The sequence below is a fragment of the Pseudomonas sp. 8(2025) genome (assembly GCF_052665325.1).
In genome coordinates, this window is record NZ_JBQOIE010000003.1 from 124,416 (window position 1) to 144,012 (window position 19,597).

At 64.2% G+C, this 19,597-nt stretch carries 16 protein-coding genes; 13 read left to right on the forward strand and 3 right to left on the reverse strand.

Going from position 1 to position 19,597, the window contains the following annotated elements:
• Window positions 1-42 precede the first annotated feature (42 nt).
• Both ACUXVH_RS07450 and dapC read left to right on the forward strand, forming a co-directional pair.
• Complete coding sequence (locus tag ACUXVH_RS07450) at window positions 43-2,745, forward strand: [protein-PII] uridylyltransferase (RefSeq protein ID WP_065364549.1); 2,703 nt, start codon at window positions 43-45, stop codon at window positions 2,743-2,745.
• 38 nt (window positions 2,746-2,783) lie between these two features.
• On the forward strand, window positions 2,784-3,983 hold the full coding sequence (dapC, locus tag ACUXVH_RS07455) for a succinyldiaminopimelate transaminase (protein ID WP_065364550.1): 1,200 nt from the start codon (window positions 2,784-2,786) through the stop codon (window positions 3,981-3,983).
• Window positions 3,984-4,038: 55 nt separating this feature from the next.
• Here dapC and ACUXVH_RS07460 read toward each other — a convergent pair whose 3' ends face one another.
• Window positions 4,039-5,685 carry a Na+/H+ antiporter gene (locus ACUXVH_RS07460; protein WP_015634329.1) on the reverse strand — a complete coding sequence of 549 codons (1,647 nt, stop codon included), beginning with the start codon at window positions 5,683-5,685 and terminating at the stop codon, window positions 4,039-4,041.
• Window positions 5,686-5,922: 237 nt separating this feature from the next.
• Between ACUXVH_RS07460 and ACUXVH_RS07465 the strand changes: the two genes are divergently transcribed.
• From ACUXVH_RS07465 to ACUXVH_RS07480, 4 genes are all read left to right on the forward strand, one after another.
• Window positions 5,923-6,285: an ArsC family reductase gene (locus ACUXVH_RS07465; protein WP_011059519.1), complete on the forward strand. Its 363-nt coding sequence runs from the start codon at window positions 5,923-5,925 to the stop codon at window positions 6,283-6,285.
• Between the two features lie 33 nt (window positions 6,286-6,318).
• Window positions 6,319-7,353: a 2,3,4,5-tetrahydropyridine-2,6-dicarboxylate N-succinyltransferase gene (dapD, locus tag ACUXVH_RS07470; RefSeq protein WP_015634328.1), complete on the forward strand. Its 1,035-nt coding sequence runs from the start codon at window positions 6,319-6,321 to the stop codon at window positions 7,351-7,353.
• 76 nt (window positions 7,354-7,429) lie between these two features.
• Window positions 7,430-8,635: an aminotransferase class V-fold PLP-dependent enzyme gene (locus ACUXVH_RS07475; RefSeq protein WP_065364551.1), complete on the forward strand. Its 1,206-nt coding sequence runs from the start codon at window positions 7,430-7,432 to the stop codon at window positions 8,633-8,635.
• Window positions 8,632-9,042 (forward strand): SufE family protein, encoded by a 411-nt coding sequence (locus tag ACUXVH_RS07480; protein ID WP_065364552.1) that lies wholly within the window; start codon window positions 8,632-8,634, stop codon window positions 9,040-9,042. The genes ACUXVH_RS07475 and ACUXVH_RS07480 overlap by 4 nt, the downstream gene beginning before the upstream one ends.
• Before the next feature lie 82 nt (window positions 9,043-9,124).
• On the opposite strand, the gene tcdA is transcribed toward ACUXVH_RS07480, so the two are convergent.
• Window positions 9,125-9,940 carry a tRNA cyclic N6-threonylcarbamoyladenosine(37) synthase TcdA gene (tcdA, locus tag ACUXVH_RS07485; protein WP_015634325.1) on the reverse strand — a complete coding sequence of 272 codons (816 nt, stop codon included), beginning with the start codon at window positions 9,938-9,940 and terminating at the stop codon, window positions 9,125-9,127.
• 217 nt (window positions 9,941-10,157) lie between these two features.
• Here tcdA and ACUXVH_RS07490 point away from each other — a divergent pair, with 217 nt between their 5' ends.
• The 4 genes from ACUXVH_RS07490 (at window position 10,158) to ACUXVH_RS07505 (ending at window position 15,358) form a co-directional block, all read left to right on the forward strand.
• Complete coding sequence (locus ACUXVH_RS07490) at window positions 10,158-12,749, forward strand: glycosyltransferase (RefSeq protein WP_047284103.1); 2,592 nt, start codon at window positions 10,158-10,160, stop codon at window positions 12,747-12,749.
• A gap of 185 nt (window positions 12,750-12,934) precedes the next feature.
• Window positions 12,935-14,086, forward strand: a complete 1,152-nt coding sequence (gene dapE, locus ACUXVH_RS07495; protein ID WP_065364553.1) for a succinyl-diaminopimelate desuccinylase — start codon at window positions 12,935-12,937, stop codon at window positions 14,084-14,086.
• On the forward strand, window positions 14,086-14,895 hold the full coding sequence (locus ACUXVH_RS07500) for a putative RNA methyltransferase (protein WP_065364554.1): 810 nt from the start codon (window positions 14,086-14,088) through the stop codon (window positions 14,893-14,895). Before dapE ends, ACUXVH_RS07500 begins: the two co-directional genes overlap by 1 nt.
• Window positions 14,896-14,980: 85 nt before the next feature.
• On the forward strand, window positions 14,981-15,358 hold the full coding sequence (locus ACUXVH_RS07505; RefSeq protein WP_011059511.1) for a hypothetical protein: 378 nt from the start codon (window positions 14,981-14,983) through the stop codon (window positions 15,356-15,358).
• Between the two features lie 102 nt (window positions 15,359-15,460).
• Here ACUXVH_RS07505 and ACUXVH_RS07510 read toward each other — a convergent pair whose 3' ends face one another.
• The gene (locus ACUXVH_RS07510; protein ID WP_011059510.1) at window positions 15,461-15,670 is read right to left on the reverse strand and encodes a cold-shock protein; all 210 of its coding nucleotides are present in this window, start codon (window positions 15,668-15,670) and stop codon (window positions 15,461-15,463) included.
• Between the two features lie 247 nt (window positions 15,671-15,917).
• Here ACUXVH_RS07510 and plsB point away from each other — a divergent pair, with 247 nt between their 5' ends.
• The 3 genes from plsB to ACUXVH_RS07525 are packed head-to-tail and all read left to right on the forward strand — an operon-like array spanning window position 15,918 to window position 19,586.
• A complete protein-coding gene (plsB, locus tag ACUXVH_RS07515) occupies window positions 15,918-18,422 on the forward strand; it encodes a glycerol-3-phosphate 1-O-acyltransferase PlsB (protein WP_011059509.1) in 2,505 nt (834 codons plus the stop codon).
• A gap of 51 nt (window positions 18,423-18,473) precedes the next feature.
• Window positions 18,474-18,872: a YbaY family lipoprotein gene (locus tag ACUXVH_RS07520; protein ID WP_065364555.1), complete on the forward strand. Its 399-nt coding sequence runs from the start codon at window positions 18,474-18,476 to the stop codon at window positions 18,870-18,872.
• Window positions 18,873-18,896: 24 nt separating this feature from the next.
• Window positions 18,897-19,586: a DUF4197 domain-containing protein gene (locus ACUXVH_RS07525; RefSeq protein WP_011059507.1), complete on the forward strand. Its 690-nt coding sequence runs from the start codon at window positions 18,897-18,899 to the stop codon at window positions 19,584-19,586.
• Window positions 19,587-19,597 lie beyond the last annotated feature (11 nt).

A 19,597-nucleotide genomic window follows, 5' to 3' on the forward strand; every position in this document is an offset into this window, starting at 1 on the left:
ACGCTGCGTCCCGACCTTATAGATAGAAAGGAAAGCCAATCGATGCCGCAGGTGGACCCCGAACTCTTCGACCGCGGCCAGTTCCAGGCGGAACTGGCACTGAAGGCCAGCCCTATCGCCGCCTTCAAGAAGGCCATCCGCCAGGCACGGGAAGTGCTCGATACGCGCTTTCGCAGTGGGCGGGAGATCCGCCGGCTGATCGAAGACCGCGCCTGGTTCATCGATAACATCCTGCAAAAGGCCTGGGACCAGTTCAACTGGAGCGAAGACGCCGACATCGCCCTGGTGGCGGTCGGCGGCTACGGTCGCGGCGAGCTGCACCCCTATTCCGACATCGACCTGCTGATCCTCCTGGACAGCGCCGACCACGAAATTTTCCGCGACTCCATCGAACGCTTTCTTACCCTGCTCTGGGACATTGGCCTGGAAGTCGGGCAAAGCGTGCGCTCGGTGGACGAATGCGCCGAACAGGCGCGGGCCGACCTGACGGTGATCACCAACCTGATGGAAAGCCGCACCATTGCCGGCCCCGAGCACCTGCGCCAGCGCATGCTGCAAGTGACCAGCACCGAGCACATGTGGCCGAGCAAGGATTTCTTCCTGGCCAAGCGGGCCGAGCAGAAGGCCCGCCATCACAAGTACAACGACACCGAATACAACCTGGAGCCCAACGTCAAAGGCTCGCCGGGTGGGTTGCGGGACATCCAGACCATCCTCTGGGTCGCGCGCCGCCAGTACGGCACCCTGAACCTGCGGGCCCTGGCCGGCGAAGGCTTCCTGGTGGAAAGCGAAAACGCGCTCCTGGCCTCGTCCCAGGAGTTCCTGTGGAAGGTCCGCTACGCGCTGCACATGCTCGCGGGGCGCGCCGAGGACCGCCTGCTGCTCGACCACCAGCGCTCCATCGCCACCCTGCTGGGCTTCGAGGGCGAAGATGCGAAACAGAGCATCGAAAGCTTCATGCAGCAGTACTACCGGGTGGTGATGAGCATCGCCCAGTTGAGCGACCTGATCATCCAGCACTTCGAGGAGGTGATCCTCGCCCCCGAGGACGAGGCACCGCCACAGCCGATCAATGCGCGCTTCCAACTGCACGACGGCTACATCGAGGCGATCAACGACAACGTGTTCAAGCGCACGCCGTTCGCCATGCTGGAGATCTTCGTGCTGATGGCCCAGCACCCGGAAATCAAGGGCGTGCGCGCCGACACCATCCGCCTGCTGCGCGAACACCGGCATCTGATCGATGACGACTTCCGCCACGATATCCGCAACACCAGCCTGTTCATCGAGCTGTTCAAGTGCGAGATCGGCATCCACCGCAACCTGCGGCGGATGAACCGCTACGGCATTCTCGGACGCTACCTGCCGGAGTTCGGCTTCATCGTCGGGCAGATGCAGCACGACCTGTTCCACATCTATACCGTGGACGCCCACACGCTGAACCTGATCAAGCACCTGCGCAAAATGCAGTACACGCCGATCTCCGAGAAATTCCCGCTGGCCAGCAAGCTCATGGGCAAGCTGCCCAAGCCCGAGCTGATCTACCTGGCCGGTCTGTACCACGACATCGGCAAGGGCCGTCATGGCGATCACTCGGAAATCGGCGCCGTGGATGCCGAAGCCTTCTGCGTGCGCCACCAGTTGCCGCAGTGGGATACCCGGCTGATCGTCTGGCTGGTGCAGAACCACCTGGTGATGTCCACCACGGCTCAGCGCAAGGACTTGTCCGACCCGCAGGTGATTCACGATTTCGCACAGATCGTGGTCGACCAGACCCGCCTCGACTACCTCTACGTACTGACCGTCGCCGATATCTACGCCACCAACCCGACGCTGTGGAACTCCTGGCGCGCCAGCCTGTTGCGCCAGCTCTACACCGAGACCAAGCGAGCCCTGCGCCGCGGCCTGGAAAACCCGGTGGACCGCGAAGAGCAGATCCGCCAGACCCAGAGCGCCGCCCTGGACATCCTGGTGCGCAACGGCACCGACCCGGACGAAGTGGAACAACTCTGGTCCCAACTGGGGGACGACTACTTCCTGCGCCACACCGCCGGCGACGTGGCCTGGCACAGCGACGCGATCCTCCAGCAGCCGGCCGATGGCGGGCCACTGGTGCTGATCAAGGAAATCACCCAGCGCGAGTTCGAGGGCGGCACCCAGATCTTCATCTACGCCCCGGACCAGCACGACTTCTTCGCGGTGACCGTGGCCGCCATGGACCAGCTCAACCTGAACATCCATGACGCGCGCATCATCACCTCCAGCAGCCAGTTCACCCTCGACACCTACATCGTCCTGGACAACGACGGCGAATCCATCGGCAACAACCCGCAGCGAGTCGAGCAGATCCGCAAGGGCCTGACCGACGCCCTGCGCAACCCCGACGACTACCCGACCATCATCCAGCGCCGGGTGCCGCGCCAGCTCAAGCATTTTGCCTTCGCCCCCGAGGTGACTATCCACAACGACGCCCAACGCCCGGTGACCGTGCTGGAACTCAGCGCCCCGGATCGCCCGGGTTTGCTGGCGCGGATCGGCAAGATCTTCCTGGAGTTCGACCTGTCGCTGCAGAACGCCAAGATCGCCACCCTGGGCGAGCGCGTGGAAGACGTGTTCTTCATCACCGATGCGCACAACCAGCCCCTGTCCGACCCCCAGCTGTGCAGCCGCTTGCAGGATGCGATCGTCGAGCAGTTGAGCGTCAGCCACGAACCGACTATCGAAATGACCCGCCTGAGCATCTGACGGGTCCGAACCACCGCTTTGAGTGAGATACCGCCTCCATGAACAACGCTCTGAACCAGTTGCAGCCCTACCCGTTCGAAAAGCTGCGCGCCTTGCTCGGCACCGTGACGCCCAACCCGGACAAGCGCGCCATCGCCCTGTCCATCGGCGAACCCAAGCACCGCTCGCCAAGCTTTGTCGCCGAAGCCCTGGCCAGCAACCTCGATCAGATGGCGGTCTACCCCACCACCCTGGGCATCCCGGCGCTGCGCGAAGCCATCGCCGGCTGGTGCGAGCGGCGCTTTGGCGTGCCCGCGCTCTGGCTCGACCCGGCGCGCAATGTACTGCCGGTCAACGGCACCCGCGAAGCGCTGTTCGCCTTCACCCAGACCGTGGTCAACCGCGGCGAAGACGCCCTGGTGGTCAGCCCCAACCCCTTCTATCAGATCTACGAAGGCGCAGCCTTCCTCGCCGGGGCCAAGCCGCACTACCTGCCGTGCCTCGACGAAAACGGCTTCAACCCGGACTTCGACGCCGTGCCGGTGGAGATCTGGCAGCGCTGCCAGATCCTCTTCCTGTGCTCGCCGGGCAACCCCACCGGCGCGCTGATCCCGCTGGATACCCTGAAGAAGCTGATCGCACTGGCCGACGAGCACGACTTCGTGATCGCCGCCGACGAGTGCTACAGCGAGCTGTACTTCGACGAACAGACACCGCCGCCGGGCCTGCTCAGCGCCTGCGTCGAACTGGGCCGCAAGGACTTCAAGCGCTGCGTGGTGTTCCACAGCCTGTCCAAGCGCTCCAACCTGCCGGGCCTGCGCTCGGGCTTCGTCGCCGGTGATGCCGAGATTCTCAAGGGCTTCCTGCTGTACCGCACCTACCACGGCTGCGCCATGCCGGTGCAGACCCAACTGGCCAGCGTCGCCGCCTGGAACGACGAAGTGCACGTGCGCGCCAACCGCGCCTTGTACCGGGAGAAATTCGACGCGGTGCTGGCGATCCTTGCGCCCGTGATGGATGTGCAGCGCCCGGACGGCAGCTTCTACCTGTGGCCGAACGTGGCCGGGGATGACGCAGCCTTCTGCCGCGACCTGTTCGAACAGGAGCATGTGACCGTGGTTCCGGGCTCCTACCTGTCGCGAGAAGTGGACGGCACCAACCCGGGCGCCGGCCGGGTACGCATGGCACTGGTAGCACCGCTGGCGGAATGCGTGGAAGCCGCGGAACGGATTCGCGATTTCGTGCTGCGTCGCACTTGAGGCCTTTCGCCGGCAAGCCGGCTCCCACAGCAGGAGCCGACTGCCGGCGAACGCCTCACTTCACCTGCCCCAGATTGGCCTCGCTCATATCCAGGTCGGCCAGTACTTCGCGTAGCACATCGTCGCCAATCTGATGCTGGCGGCTCAGCCGATACAGCTCCAGCCGTTGCGCTCGCAGGGCCTTGATCCGCAGGCGCCGCTCCAGCAAGTCCATCTGGAACGCCAGGGCCTGGGCCTCGGCGGAATCGTTGTAGACCTCCAACTGATGCCGGTACTCGGCCATCAAGCGCCCCTTGAGTTCGGTGGCCAGGGCCGCCTGGGCGGCATCCGGGGTTTCACCGGTGTCAGCCACTTCTTCGGCTTCCAGGGCATGGATCGCCGCTTCGGCAGTCTTGCGCCAGGCATCCCGCACTTCCCCACGGCGCTTGTCGTCAGGGCTCTTCACAATGCCGCGCAGCAGCAGCGGCAGGGCAATGCAGGCCGCCACCAGGGACAGCAGGATCACCCCGGCAGCGATGAAGATCAGCAGGTCGCGCTCCGGAAAGGCTTCACCGGCACCTAGAAACAACGGTACCGACATCACACCGGCCAGGGTTACCGCCCCGCGCACTCCACCCACGGTCAGCAACCAGCAGGAACGGGCGGTCGGCACCAGGGTCAATTCACCCTTGCCGCGCCAGCGCCGCAGCAGGCCGGACAGGCGCCAGATGCTCTGCACCCAGATGAAACGCAACACCAGCAGCACCAGGAAAATCGCCACCACATCCAGGCAACGGTAGAACAGGGTCGGCCACAGCGAGGTCTCGTGACTGACCACGGCCTTGATGATGTCCGGCAGCTGCAAACCCAGGAGCAGGAAGATCAGGCCATTGAAGGCGAACTCCAGCAGTGACCAGACGCTGCGATTGAGCAGCCGGGTGCTGGTCTGGCGCGGCAGCAGGTCGAGCCAGCTCTGCATCATCCCCGCCGCCACCGCCGAGAGAATGCCCGAGGCCCCAAGGCGCTCGGCCAGCACATAGGCGGCGAACGGCAAAAGCAGCATGAACACCACGTGGGTCGCCGGGTCATCCCAGCCTCGGGCGATCATCCAGGCCCGCAGGCGCCCCACCAGCCAGCTCAGTGCCACGCCGACCGCCAGGCCGCCCACCGCCACCAGGACGAAGGTCAGGCTGGCGTTGGCCAGGGAGAACACCCCGGTCACCGCCGCTGCCAGGGCGAACTTGAAGGTCACCAGGCCCGAGGCGTCATTCATCAGCGCCTCCCCCTGGAGCATGTGCATCAGGGGCGTGGGCAAGCGATTCTGGGAAATCGCCGATACCGCCACGGCGTCGGTGGGCGAAAGCACGGCGGCCAGGGCAAAGGCCACCGGCAACGGAATGCTCGGCAGCAGCCAATGGATGAAGTAGCCGGCGCCCACCACGGTGAACAGCACCAGCCCTACTGCCAGGGTCAGGATCGGCCCGCGCAGGCGCCAGAATTCGCGCTTGGGCATGCGCCAGCCATCGGAAAACAACAGCGGCGGCAAGAACAGGAAGAGAAACAGCTCCGGGTCCAGGGCCACGTGCAGCCCCAGGGTCGGCCAGGCCAGCAAGGCGCCGGCGGCAATCTGCACCAGGGGCAGCGGCAGTGGAATCACCCGTCCGACAAGACGCGAGAGGCTCACCAGCATCAGCAGGATGAGGACGGTATAGGCGGTTTGCATAAAGCGGGCTTCCCGATCTGAAACTTCAAAGCAGACACACAACAGCGGCAGGAATTCACCGCAGAAGTGCCATATTAGCCGCTTAAGCTGCGTTTACGCCGCTGCACAAAAGTCGCAACGGCGCCCGGGCGTGGAAACACAATGCGACAAAGCCCCGCAGCAGCCGACGCCGAATCGGCGCGGTCGTGGCATAATCCGTGACCTTTCATCTCCAGCATCTCCAAAGGGGGCAATTCCTTGACCGCTTCAAGCAAAACGTTGCACCTTTTCGGCATCAAAGCCTGTGACACCATGAAAAAGGCGCGCACCTGGCTCGATGAACACGCTGTCAGCTATGACTTCCATGATTACAAAACCTCCGGCATTGACCGTGAGCACCTGAATCAGTGGTGCGACGAGCACGGCTGGCAGGTGGTGTTGAACCGCGCGGGCACGACCTTTCGCAAACTCGATGACGAAAGCAAAGCCGATCTCGACCAGGCGAAAGCCGTTGAACTGATGCTCGCGCAACCTTCGATGATCAAGCGCCCGGTGCTCGATCTCGGAGACAAGACCCTGATTGGCTTCAAGCCAGACCTTTACGCAGCAGCGCTCAAGTAAGCCTGCTCAATCAATTTCGCAAGAGGTAACTGCATGTCCACTACCCTGTTCAGCCTGGCATTCGGTGTCGGCACCCAAAATCGTCAAGGCGCCTGGCTGGAAGTGTTCTACGCATCGCCACTGCTCAACCCTGCCGCCGAAATCGTTGCCGCTGTCGCACCGATCCTCGGTTACAGCGAAGGCAACCAGGCCATCACCTTCACCACCGCCCAGGCCGCGCAAATGGCCGACGCGCTGAAGAGCATCGACGCCACCCAGGCGGCCCTGCTGACCCGCCTGGCCGAAAGCCACAAGCCGCTGGTAGCCACCCTGCTGGCAGAAGATGCCCAGCTGACCTCCACTCCAGAGGCCTACCTGAAGCTGCACCTGCTGTCCCACCGCCTGGTCAAGCCGCACGGCCTGAGCCTGGCCGGCGTGTTCCCGCTGCTGCCGAACGTGGCCTGGACCAGCCAGGGCGCCATCGACCTCGGCGAGCTGGCCGAGCGTCAACTGGAAGCGCGCCTGCGCGGCGAGCTGCTGGAAGTGTTCTCCGTGGACAAATTCCCGAAAATGACCGACTACGTGGTGCCGAGCGGCGTGCGTATCGCTGACAGTGCGCGGATCCGCCTGGGCGCCTACATCGGCGAAGGCACCACCGTGATGCACGAAGGTTTCGTCAACTTCAACGCCGGCACCGAAGGCCCGGGCATGATCGAAGGCCGGGTTTCCGCAGGCGTGTTCGTCGGCAAGGGGTCGGACCTGGGCGGCGGTTGCTCCACCATGGGCACCCTGTCGGGTGGCGGCAACATCGTGATCAAGGTCGGCGAAGGTTGCCTGATCGGCGCCAACGCCGGTATCGGCATCCCGCTGGGCGACCGCAATACCGTGGAGTCGGGCCTGTACGTGACCGCCGGCACCAAGGTGGCGCTGCTGGACGAGAACAACCAACTGGTCAAAGTGCTCAAGGCCCGGGAACTGGCCGGCCAGCCGGACCTGCTGTTCCGTCGCAACTCGGAAACCGGCGCCGTGGAGTGCAAGACCCACAAGTCGGCCATCGAGCTGAACGAAGCGCTGCACGCTCACAACTAAGCAGCGATTCGGTTTCACTGGAGCCGGCCAGGCGCTTATCATCGGCGCCCGGCCTGTTCAAACGAGTTCTGCCACCATGCTTGTAGCCTCCCCCTGGCGCGCCGACTTCCCGGCCATCGCCGCCCTGCATCGCCAGGACCAGACGTACCTGGACAACGCCGCCACCACGCAAAAACCCCAAGCCCTGCTGAACGCGCTGGCGCACTACTACGCCAATGGCGCGGCCAATGTGCATCGTGCACAACACCTGCCCGGCGCCCACGCCACCCAAGCGTTCGAAGACAGCCGCAGCAAGGTCGGCCAATGGCTGAATGCCGGTGACAGTGGGCAAATCGTCTTCACCCACGGCGCGACCTCCGCGCTGAATCTTCTGGCCTACGGCCTGGAGCACCAATTTTCCGCGGGCGATGAAATCGTCATCAGCGCCCTGGAGCACCACGCCAATCTGCTGCCCTGGCAGCAACTGGCCCAACGTCGCGGTCTCAAGCTGCTGGTCCTGCCCCTGGACCCGGACGGCCTGATCGACGTCGATGCGGCAAGCCGCTTGATCGGCCCGCGCACCCGTTTGCTGGCGGTGAGCCAGCTGTCCAACGTGCTTGGCGCCTGGCAACCCTTGACCCCACTGCTGGCCATGGCCAGGGCCCAGGGCGCACTGACGGTGATCGACGGCGCCCAGGGCGTGGTCCATGGCCGCCACGATGTCCAGGCCCTGGGCTGCGACTTCTATGTGTTCTCCAGCCACAAGCTGTACGGCCCGGATGGGGTCGGCGTGCTGTTTGGCCGTCATGCAGCACTCAAGGGCCTGCGCCACTGGCAGTTCGGCGGTGAAATGGTCCAGGACGCCGATTACCAGCACGCCAGCTTCCGCCCCGCCCCTCTGGGGTTCGAGGCCGGTACACCGCCGATTGCCGGGGTCATCGGCCTGGGGGCCACCCTGGATTATCTCGCCGGCATGGATCAGCAAGCACTGGCCGACCATGAAGCAGCGCTGCACGCCTACCTGCTGCACGGCTTGCAGGCGCGCAATGGCATCCGCCTGCTGGGCTCGCCGCAAGTGGCCCTGGTCAGTTTTGTCGTGGATGGGGTGCACAACGCCGACCTGGCGCACCTGCTGACCGAACAAGGCATTGCCGTACGCGCCGGGCACCACTGCGCCATGCCGCTGATGAAAAGCCTGGGGTTGGCCGGAGCGATTCGCGTGTCATTGGCGCTGTACAACGATTCCGAGGACCTGGAGCGTTTCTTCGAAGCCCTGGATCAGGCCCTGGAACTGCTGCGATGAGCCTGCCGGCGGATGCCGTCGCCGCCCTGGAGATTTTCCAGGGGGCTGCCGGCTGGGAACAGCGGGCGCGCCTGCTGATGCAATGGGGCGAGCGCCTGCCGCCCCTGAGCGAGGCCGACCGGGTCGAGGCCAACCGGGTGCACGGCTGTGAAAGCCAGGTCTGGCTGGTGGCGGCCCTGGAAAACGGTCATTGGCAGTTTGCCGCGGCCAGCGACGCGCGGCTGATTCGCGGGCTGGTGGCCCTGCTCCTGGCGCGGGTCAATGGCCTGACGGCACAGCAGTTGCGGGAAGTGGACCTGGCCGACTGGTTCAACCAGTTGGGCCTGTCGCGCCAGCTCTCGCCCTCGCGCAGTAATGGCCTGAACGCCGTCTTGCAACGCATGAGCGAACTGGCCAGCGCCCCCTAACTCCGTAGGAGCCTGCTTGCTGGCCAACAGGCCCATAAGCCTTGCACCCTCCTCGCGGCCCTCTTCGCTGGCAAGCCAGCTCCTACGGGGCGGCGGGCTTGCTGCGCTCCGACGGGCGGCGCACGCCGGCGACAATCTTGTCCACTGCCTTGGTCGCCGCCACCATGCCGAAGGTCGCGGTCACCATCATCACCGCGCCAAAGCCGCCGGCACAGTCGAGCTTGACGCCATCGCCGACAAAACTCTTCTGCAGGCAGATGCTGCCGTCCGGCTTCGGATAACGCAGCTGCTCGGTGGAAAACACGCAAGGCACGCTGTAGTGCCGGGTTACGGTGCGCGAGAAACCGTAGTCGCGGCGCAGGGTGGACCGCACCTTGGAGGCCAACGGGTCATTGAAGGTACGGTTCAGGTCGCAGACCTGGATCAGCGTAGGGTCGATCTGCCCCCCCGCGCCGCCGGTGGTGATGATCTGGATCTTGCGTCGCTTGCACCAGGCAATCAGCGCCGCCTTGGCATTGACGCTGTCGATGCAGTCGATCACGCAATCGATGTCTGGGGTGATGTACTCGGCCATGGTCTCGCGGGTGACGAAGTCCGGCACCGCGTGCACCTTGCAGTCCGGATTGATGCCGCGCAAGCGTTCGGCCATGACCTCGACCTTGGGCTTGCCCACGGTGCTGTCCAGGGCATGCAACTGGCGGTTGCTGTTGCTGACGCAGACATCGTCGAGGTCGAACAGCGAGATCTCGCCCACCCCGCAACGGGCGATGGCTTCCGCCGCCCAGGAACCGACGCCGCCGACGCCAACGATCGCCACATGGGCCGCCCGCAGCCGTTCCAGGCCTTCAATGCCATACAAACGGGCGACGCCGGCAAACCGTGGATCTTCTGTACTCATGACCATCACCTAAAAAACCGGCGCGCATTATAGGGCCTCAACGCGACAAGTTTTAACCTTGAAGCTACAAGTAAAGAACTTAAACCCGAATACAGTGCCCAAGGTCTGGCTTTCCTCTGTGCGCTGTACGCTCAGTTGAGGGCCGGTGTAGGATGCCCGCCGTTTGGCGCCTGCCAACCCTTCCCTCGTTCCACACCTTTTGGAACCCGAAATAGCTATGTCATCGCGTAAATTTGGACTCAACCTGGTGATAGTGCTGGCCATTGCCGCGCTGTTCACCGGTTTCTGGGCGCTGATCAATCGCCCGGTCTCGGCCCCCGACTGGCCGGAACAGATCTCCGGTTTTTCCTACTCGCCTTTCCAGCAGGGCCAGTTCCCGCAGAAGGACCAGTACCCGTCCGACGATGAAATGCGTCGCGACCTGGAGATCATGAGCAAGCTGACCGACAACATCCGTACCTATTCGGTGGACGGCAGCCTGGAAGACATCCCGAGGCTCGCGGAAGAGTTCGGCCTGCGCGTGACCCTGGGGATCTGGATCAGCCCGGACCTGGAGCGCAACGAGCGGGAAATCATGCGCGCCATCGAACTGGCCAATACCTCCCGCAGCGTCGTGCGGGTGGTGGTGGGTAACGAGGCGATCTTCCGCAAGGAAATCACCGCCGACCAACTGTCGGTGATTCTCGACCGGGTGCGGGCCGCGGTAAAAGTTCCGGTCACCACCTCGGAGCAATGGCACGTCTGGGAGGAAAACCCGGGGCTGGCCAAGCACGTCGACCTGATCGCGGCGCACATCCTGCCCTACTGGGAGTTCATCCCGGTGGACAAGGCCGAGCAGTTCGTCCTCGATCGCGCCCGGGACCTGAAGAAGATGTTCCCGAAAAAGCCGCTGCTGCTGTCCGAAGTGGGCTGGCCGAGCAACGGCCGCATGCGCGGTGGCGCCGACGCCAGCCCGGCGGACCAGGCGATCTACCTGCGTACCCTGGTCAACAAGCTCAACCGCCAGGGCTACAACTACTTTGTCATCGAAGCCTTCGACCAGCCGTGGAAGGCCAGCGACGAAGGTTCGGTGGGCGCCTACTGGGGCGTGTTCAACGCCGCGCGCCAGCAGAAATTCAACTTCGAAGGCCCGGTGGTCGCGATCCCGCAATGGCGGGTGCTGGCCATCGGCTCGGTGGTGCTGGCGCTGCTGTCGCTGACCCTGCTGATGATCGACGGCTCGGCCCTGCGCCAGCGCGGCCGCACCTTCCTGACCTTTATCGCGTTCCTCTGCGGTTCGGTGCTGGTGTGGATCGGCTACGACTACAGCCAGCAATACAGCACCTGGTTCAGCCTGACGGTGGGCTTCCTCCTGGCCCTCGGCGCGCTGGGGGTGTTCATCGTGCTGCTGACCGAGGCCCATGAACTGGCCGAAGCGGTGTGGATCCACAAGCGCCGGCGCGAATTCCTGCCGGTGGAGGGGGACTCCAGCTACCGGCCGAAAGTCTCGATCCACGTGCCCTGCTACAACGAGCCGCCGGAGATGGTCAAACAGACCCTCAATGCCCTGGCCAACCTCGATTACCCGGACTTCGAAGTCCTGATCATCGACAACAACACCAAGGACCCGGCGGTCTGGGAACCGGTGCAGGCCTATTGCGAGACCCTCGGCCCGCGCTTCAAGTTCTTCCACGTCGCGCCCCTGGCCGGCTTCAAGGGCGGTGCGCTGAACTATCTGTTGCCGCACACCGCCAAGGACGCCGAAGTGATCGCGGTGATCGACTCCGACTACTGCGTCGACCGCAACTGGCTCAAGCACATGGTGCCGCACTTCGCCGATCCGAAGATCGCCATCGTGCAGTCGCCCCAGGACTATCGCGACCAGAACGAAAGCACCTTCAAGAAGCTGTGCTACGCGGAATACAAGGGCTTCTTCCATATCGGCATGGTCACCCGCAACGACCGTGACGCGATCATCCAGCACGGCACCATGACCATGACCCGGCGCACAGTGCTCGAAGAGCTGGGCTGGGCCGACTGGTGCATCTGCGAGGACGCCGAACTGGGCCTGCGGGTGTTCGAGAAAGGCCTGTCGGCGGCGTACCACCACGAAAGCTACGGCAAGGGCCTGATGCCCGACACCTTCATCGACTTCAAGAAGCAGCGTTTCCGCTGGGCCTATGGCGCGATCCAGATCATCAAGCGCCACACCGCCAGCCTGCTGCGCGGCAAGAACACCGAGCTGACCCGTGGCCAGCGCTACCACTTCCTCGCGGGCTGGCTGCCGTGGGTAGCGGACGGCATGAACATCTTCTTCACCGTCGGCGCCCTGCTGTGGTCGGCGGCGATGATCATCGTGCCGCAACGGGTCGACCCGCCGCTGCTGATCTTCGCCATCCCGCCGCTGGCACTGTTCGTGTTCAAGGTGGGCAAGATCATCTTCCTCTACCGCCGTGCGGTGGGGGTCAACCTCAAGGATGCGTTCTGCGCGGCCCTGGCGGGCCTGGCCTTGTCCCACACCATCGCCAAGGCAGTGCTGTACGGCTTCTTCACCAGCAGCATTCCGTTCTTCCGCACCCCGAAGAACGCCGACAATCACGGCTTCTGGGTGGCGATCTCGGAAGCCCGGGAAGAGCTGTTCATCATGCTGCTGTTGTGGGGCGCGGCGCTGGGGATCTTCCTGGTGCAGGGCCTGCCGAGCAACGACATGCGCTTCTGGGTGACCATGCTCCTGGTGCAGTCTTTGCCTTACGTGGCAGCGCTGGTCATGGCCTTCCTTTCGTCGTTGCCAAAACCTGCGGAACATCCCGAGCCGGCTCCAGCCGCCTAAATCGATCCAAAGCACTAAACGGCGGCCTCAGGCCGCCGTTTTGCTTTAAGATATCCGCCATTTTGCGCGCCTCGCCCAACCCTGTAGGAGCTGGCTTGCCAGCGAACCAAGCAACGCGGTGTATCGAATAAACCGCCCTCGCCGCCCCGCCGGCTCCTGCACAATGCCTTGCACCGGAGTTACCCATGACGGCCCATGCCGAGCTTTCGCCGACCCTGCAACTTGCCTGTGATCTGATCCGTCGCCCCTCGGTGACGCCGATCGACGCCGACTGCCAGAAGCTGATGATGCAGCGCCTGGGGGATGCCGGCTTCAAGCTGGAACCGATGCGCATCGAGGACGTGGACAACTTCTGGGCCAGCCATGGCCAGCATGAAGGCCCGGTGCTGTGTTTTGCCGGCCACACCGACGTGGTGCCTACCGGCCCGGTCCAGGCCTGGCAGAACGACCCGTTCGACGCTCTGATCGACGAGCACGGCATGCTCTGCGGCCGTGGCGCAGCGGACATGAAGGGCAGCCTGGCGGCCATGCTGGTGGCCGCTGAGCGTTTCGTCACCGACTACCCGGACCACAAGGGCTCGGTAGCCTTCCTCATCACCAGCGACGAAGAAGGCCCCGCGCACCATGGCACCAAGGCCGTGGTGGAGCGCCTGGCGGCACGCAAGGAGCGCCTGGACTGGTGCATCGTCGGTGAGCCTTCGAGCACCAGCCTGGTGGGCGACGTGGTCAAGAACGGCCGCCGCGGCTCCCTCGGCGCCAAGCTCACCGTGCGCGGGGTACAGGGCCACGTGGCCTACCCGCACCTGGCGAAGAACCCGATCCACCTGGCGGCCGCAGCCCTGGCGGAACTGGCGGCGGAGCACTGGGACGACGGCAACGCCTTCTTCCCACCCACCAGTTTCCAGATCTCCAACCTCAATTCCGGCACCGGCGCCACCAACGTGATTCCCGGTGAACTGACCGCGCTGTTCAACTTCCGCTTCTCCACCGAATCTACGGTGGAAGGCCTGCAGCAGCGGGTCGCGGCCATCCTCGACAAGCACGGCCTGGACTGGCATGTGGAGTGGGCCCTGTCCGGCCTACCGTTCCTCACCGAACCCGGCGCCCTGCTGGACGCGGTATCGGCCAGCATCAAGCAGGTCACCGGGCGCGACACCAAGGCCTCCACCAGTGGCGGCACCTCCGACGGGCGCTTCATCGCCACCCTGGGCACCCAGGTAGTGGAGCTGGGCCCGGTCAACGCCACCATCCATCAGGTCAACGAGCGGGTACTGGCCAGCGACCTCGATGTGCTGACCGAAATCTACTACCAGACCCTGATCAAGTTGCTCGCCTGATGCTTGCCTGTCCTCTCTGCAGTGCCCCGCTGAACGCCGTGGACAACGGCGTGGTCTGCCCGGCCGGGCATCGTTTCGACCGGGCACGCCAGGGCTACCTGAACCTGCTGCCGGTGCAGCACAAGAACAGCCGTGACCCGGGCGACAACCAGGCCATGGTCGAGGCCCGCCGCGACTTTCTCAACGCCGGGCACTACGCCCCGGTGGCCCGGCGCCTGGCGGAGCTGGCGGCAGAACGCGCGCCCCAGCGCTGGGTCGACATCGGCTGTGGCGAGGGTTACTACACCGCGCAACTGGCCCAGGCCCTGCCCGCTGCCGATGGCTACGCCCTGGATATTTCCCGGGAGGCGGTGAAGCGCGCCTGCCGTCGTGCCCCGCAACTGACCTGGATGGTCGCCAGCATGGCGCGCATCCCCCTGGCGGACGCCAGCTGCCAGTTCCTGGCCAGCGTCTTCAGCCCCCTCGACTGGCTGGAGGCCAAGCGCCTGCTCAGCCCCGGCGGCGGCCTGATGAAGGTAGGTCCCACCAGCGGCCACCTGATGGAACTGCGCGAACGCCTGTACGACGAAGTGCGCGAATACACCGACGACAAGCACCTGGCCCTGGTACCCGAAGGCATGGCCCTGGCCCACAGCGAAACCCTGGAGTTCAAGCTGCACCTGGAACGCCCGCAAGACCGCGCCAACCTGCTGGCCATGACGCCCCATGGCTGGCGCGCCAGCGCCGAGCGCCGCGCCGCGGTGATCGAGCAGGCCGAGCCTTTCGAGGTCAGCGTATCGATGCGCTACGATTACTTAGTGCTGCAATAACCCACTAAAACCCAAGGCCCCGAGCCTGTGCTCGCGGCCAAAGAAATCCGCGAATGGATTTTTCAGACCGGCAATGAGGACATCCATGCGCCAGCCCGATATCGAGATTTACCTGAAAGACGCCGACGTCGACTACAAGGCCATCGCCGCCTGGCTGGGCGCCGTGCTTGGCCCGTGCAGCGACTGGGTACAAAAAGGCCAGACCTACAAATGCACCGCCGGCCAGGTGCCCGTGACCTGGCTGCCCAAGGCCGTGGGCAAGTGGAACAGCCTGTACCTGGAAAGCGACCAGACCCCGTGGGATGACGACATCGCCTGCGCCCGCGCCGCCTTTGCCGCGTTGAATGTGGAGGTGCGCTGCGCACCGGGCAGCTGGGTCGAGGAAGAGGGTGAAGAGTCCGCCGATCGCTGGATTCGCATCAGCGCCGACGGTGAAGAAGAGATTACCTGGCGCACTGCCTGAACAGTGCATACCCGTAGGAGCCGGCTTGCCGGCGAAGAGGCCTTCAAGACTTGCGTTCGATAGACGGGCGCCTTCGCTGGCAAGCCGCTCCTACAGGGTGGGTTACAAGCCGACGACGTCTTCGGCTTGCAGACCTTTCTGGCCTTCGACCACAGCGTATTCCACCTGCTGGCCTTCGGTCAGGGAGCGGTGGCCTTCGCCACGGATCGCCCGGTAGTGGACAAATACGTCCGCCCCGCCTTCACGCTGGATAAAACCGTAGCCCTTGGCGTCGTTGAACCACTTCACGTTGCCTGTCTCACGAGTAGTCATGAATCCATACCTCATTTTTTTATTATTGGATTGGCGCACTGCAACCAAACCCTGAGAACTTTCCCCCAGCCTGCCTCTCTATGAGTGAAAGCGATACGACCGCGGGAGAGTCGGCCGAGTATATGACAGGCGTAAAAACTCTCAACTCAATCTTGTTTCGGCGCTTTTTTGCCGATTTTCGGCGAATCCGGCACACTACCGGCCCCGAGCAGTTGCTCGGTTTTCTACTCACTCACGCAGAAGCCGTATGACCCGCTCCCCGATCCGCCGTCTTGTGTTTGGCACCTTGCGCCGACTGCTGTACCTCTGGGTCCGCTCGGAAACCATCAACCAGTCGTCCTTCACCCTCGACCTCGACCGCAGCCGACCGGTGTTCTACGTCCTGCAAAACCCGTCCCTGACCGATCTCGCCGTGGTCGATACCGAATGCACCAAGGCTGGGCTGCCACGTCCGGTACTGCCGGTGTCGGTGGGCAACCTGCTGGAACCGGCGGCCTTCTTCTACCTGACCCCGGAGCCCGACTGGCTTGGTCGCCAGGACAAGCGCGGGGCGCCACCGACCCTGACCCGGCTGGTCAGCGCCCTGACCCAGAATGCCGCCGAAGATGCACAGATCATTCCGGTCAGCGTGTTCTGGGGCCAGTCGCCGGACAGCGAATCGAGCCCGTGGAAGCTGCTGTTCGCCGACAGCTGGGCGGTCACCGGGCGCCTGCGCCGGCTGCTGAGCATCATGATCCTGGGACGCAAGACCCGGGTGCAGTTCTCCGCACCGATCAACCTGCGCGAGCTGATCGAGCACAACAAGGGCCACGAGCGCACCGTGCGCATGGCCCAGCGCATCCTGCGGGTGCACTTTCGCAACCTCAAGGCTGCGGTCATCGGCCCGGACATTTCCCACCGGCGCAACCTGGTCAAGGGCCTGCTCAACCAGCCCCTGGTGAAACAGGCGATCCTCGACGAGGCCGAGCGCGAAAAGATTTCCCCGGAAAAAGCCAAGGCCCAGGCCCTGCGCTACGGCAACGAGATCGCCTCGGACTACACCTACACCGCGATCCGCTTCCTGGAAGTGGTGCTGAGCTGGTTCTGGAACAAGATCTACGACGGGATCAAGGTCAACCACCTCGAAGGCGTGCAGAAGATCGCCCAGGGCCACGAAGTGATCTACGTGCCCTGCCACCGCAGCCATATCGACTACCTGCTGCTGTCCTACCTGCTGTTTCGCAACGGCCTGACCCCGCCGCACATCGCCGCCGGGATCAACCTCAACATGCCGGTGATCGGCGGCCTGCTGCGTCGCGGCGGGGCCTTCTTCATGCGCCGCACCTTCAAGGGCAACCCGCTCTACACCTCGGTGTTCAACGAATACCTGCACACCTTGTTCACCAAGGGTTTCCCGGTGGAGTACTTCGTCGAGGGCGGCCGTTCGCGCACCGGGCGCATGCTGCAACCCAAGACCGGGATGCTGGCCATCACCCTGCGCAGCTTCCTGCGCTCCTCGCGCATGCCCATCGTCTTCGTACCGGTGTACATCGGCTATGAAAGGGTGCTGGAAGGCCGGACCTACCTGGGCGAGCTGCGCGGCGCGAGCAAGAAGAAAGAGTCGATCTTCGACATCTTCAAGGTCATCGGCGCCCTCAAGCAGCGCTTCGGCCAGGTGGCGGTGAACTTCGGCGAACCGATCAAGCTGGCGGAATTCCTCGACCAGGAACAGCCGGACTGGCGGACCCAGGAGCTGGGCCCGCAGTACCGCCCGGCCTGGCTCAATGAAACTACCAACCGTCTCGGCGAGCGGGTGGCCCAGCACCTCAACGAAGCCGCGGCGATCAACCCGGTGAACCTGGTGGCCCTGGCCCTGCTCTCCACCACCCGTCTGGCCCTGGACGACCGCGCCATGGCACGGGTCCTGGACCTGTACCTGGCGCTGCTGCGTCGCGTGCCCTACTCGCCCCACACCACCTTGCCCGAAGGCGACGGCCGGGCTCTGATCCAGCACGTCAAGGACATGGACCTGCTGGCCGAACAGAGCGACGCCCTGGGCAAGATCCTCTACCTGGACGAGCAGAACGCCGTCCTGATGACCTACTACCGCAACAACGTGCTGCACATCTTCGCCCTGCCGGCGTTGCTGGCGAGCTTCTTCCAGAGCTCGTCGCGCATGAGCCGCGAACAGATCCTGCGTTATACCCGCGCGCTCTATCCCTACCTGCAATCGGAGCTGTTCATCCGCTGGCCGCTGGATGAGCTGGACGCGGTGGTGGACCAGTGGCTGGAGGCCTTTGTCGAACAGGGCCTGCTGCGCTTCGAGAAGGACCTGTACCAGCGTCCGGCCCCAAGCTCGCGGCATTTCGTCCTGCTGACCTTGCTGTCCAAGAGCATTGCCCAGACCCTGCAACGCTTCTACATGGCTATTTCCCTGTTGCTCAACAGCGGCCAGAACAGCATCAGCGCCGAGGAGCTGGAAGACCTGTGCACGGTCATGGCCCAGCGCCTGTCGATCCTGCATGGCCTCAATGCCCCGGAGTTCTTCGACAAGAGCCTGTTCCGCCACTTTATCCAGACCCTGCTGGACCAGGGTGTGCTGCGCCGCGACGAAGCCGGCAAGCTGAGCTACCACGAAGCGCTGGGGGAACTGGCCGAAGGTGCCGCCAAGCGCGTGCTGCCGGCAGAAATTCGCCTGTCGATCCGCCAGGTCGCCCTGCACCGCAGCGAAGACGCCGCCGACCAGCTCGCGGCACCTGCGCAAAACGACTAGATTCTTACGGGCGCCGGAGCAGCTGCGGCGCCCTCGATACGGAGATCCGCGATGAAAAAGCTCAGCCTGCTGGCCGCCACCGCGCTGCTCGGCGCTTGCCAGTCCATGAATCCCGCTGCCAAGGCCAGCCTCGACGGCGAAGTCTTCTACTTGCAGCGCATCGCCCTGCCTCCGGCCGCCACCCTGAGCGTGAGCCTGCAGGACGTGTCACTGGCCGACGCCCCTGCCGTGGTCCTGGCCGAGCAGAGCGGTCCGGTCAAGGGCCAGGTGCCGCTGCCCTTTCACCTCAGCTACGACCCGACCCAGGTCAAGCCCGGCCACCGCTATTCGGTCAGCGCGCGGATTGAAGTGGCTGGCCAGCTGGTCTTCATCACCACCGAAAACAACGCCGTTAAACTCGACGGCAGCGACCCGCAGCCCTTGAAGCTGCGGGTCGACGCTGTTCGTTAATTCTTATTGCACAAGGAAGCCGCCATGCTCCGTACTTCGCTTCGTTTCACCAGCCTGTGCGCTGGCCTGTTGATCTCCGCCAGCGCCCTGGCCCTGTCCCTGAGCGACCTGTCCCAGGGTGACGCCAGCGGTGGCCTGAAAGATGCCCTGACCCAGGGTGCGCAGATCGCCGTCAAACAGCTGGGCACCCCAGGTGGTTTCAGCAACAACCCCGAGGTGCGCATCGAGCTGCCGGGCAACCTGGGCAAGGTCGCGAAAAAAATGAAACAGTTCGGCATGGGCGACCAGGTCGATCAGCTTGAAACCAGCATGAACAAGGCTGCCGAGGCCGCTGTGCCGCAAGCCCAGGCCCTGTTGGTGGATGCCGTGAAGAAGATGACCGTGGCTGACGCCAAGGGCATTCTTGCCGGCGGCAAGGACTCCGCCACCCAATACCTGGACAAGAGCAGCCGCGAGCAGATCCGCGCCAAGTTCCTGCCGATCGTCAAGCAGGCCACTGACCAGGTCGGCCTGGCCAAGCAGTACAACTCCTTCGCCGGCCAGGCTGCGACGCTCGGCGTGCTGGATGCCAAGAGCGCCAACATCGAGAGTTACGTGACCGAACAAGCCCTCAATGGCCTGTTCGAAATGATCGGCAAGCAGGAAGAAACCATTCGCCAGAACCCGGCGGCAGCCGCCACCAGCCTGGCCAAGAAAGTCTTCGGCACCCTGTAAGCCTCCCCGCT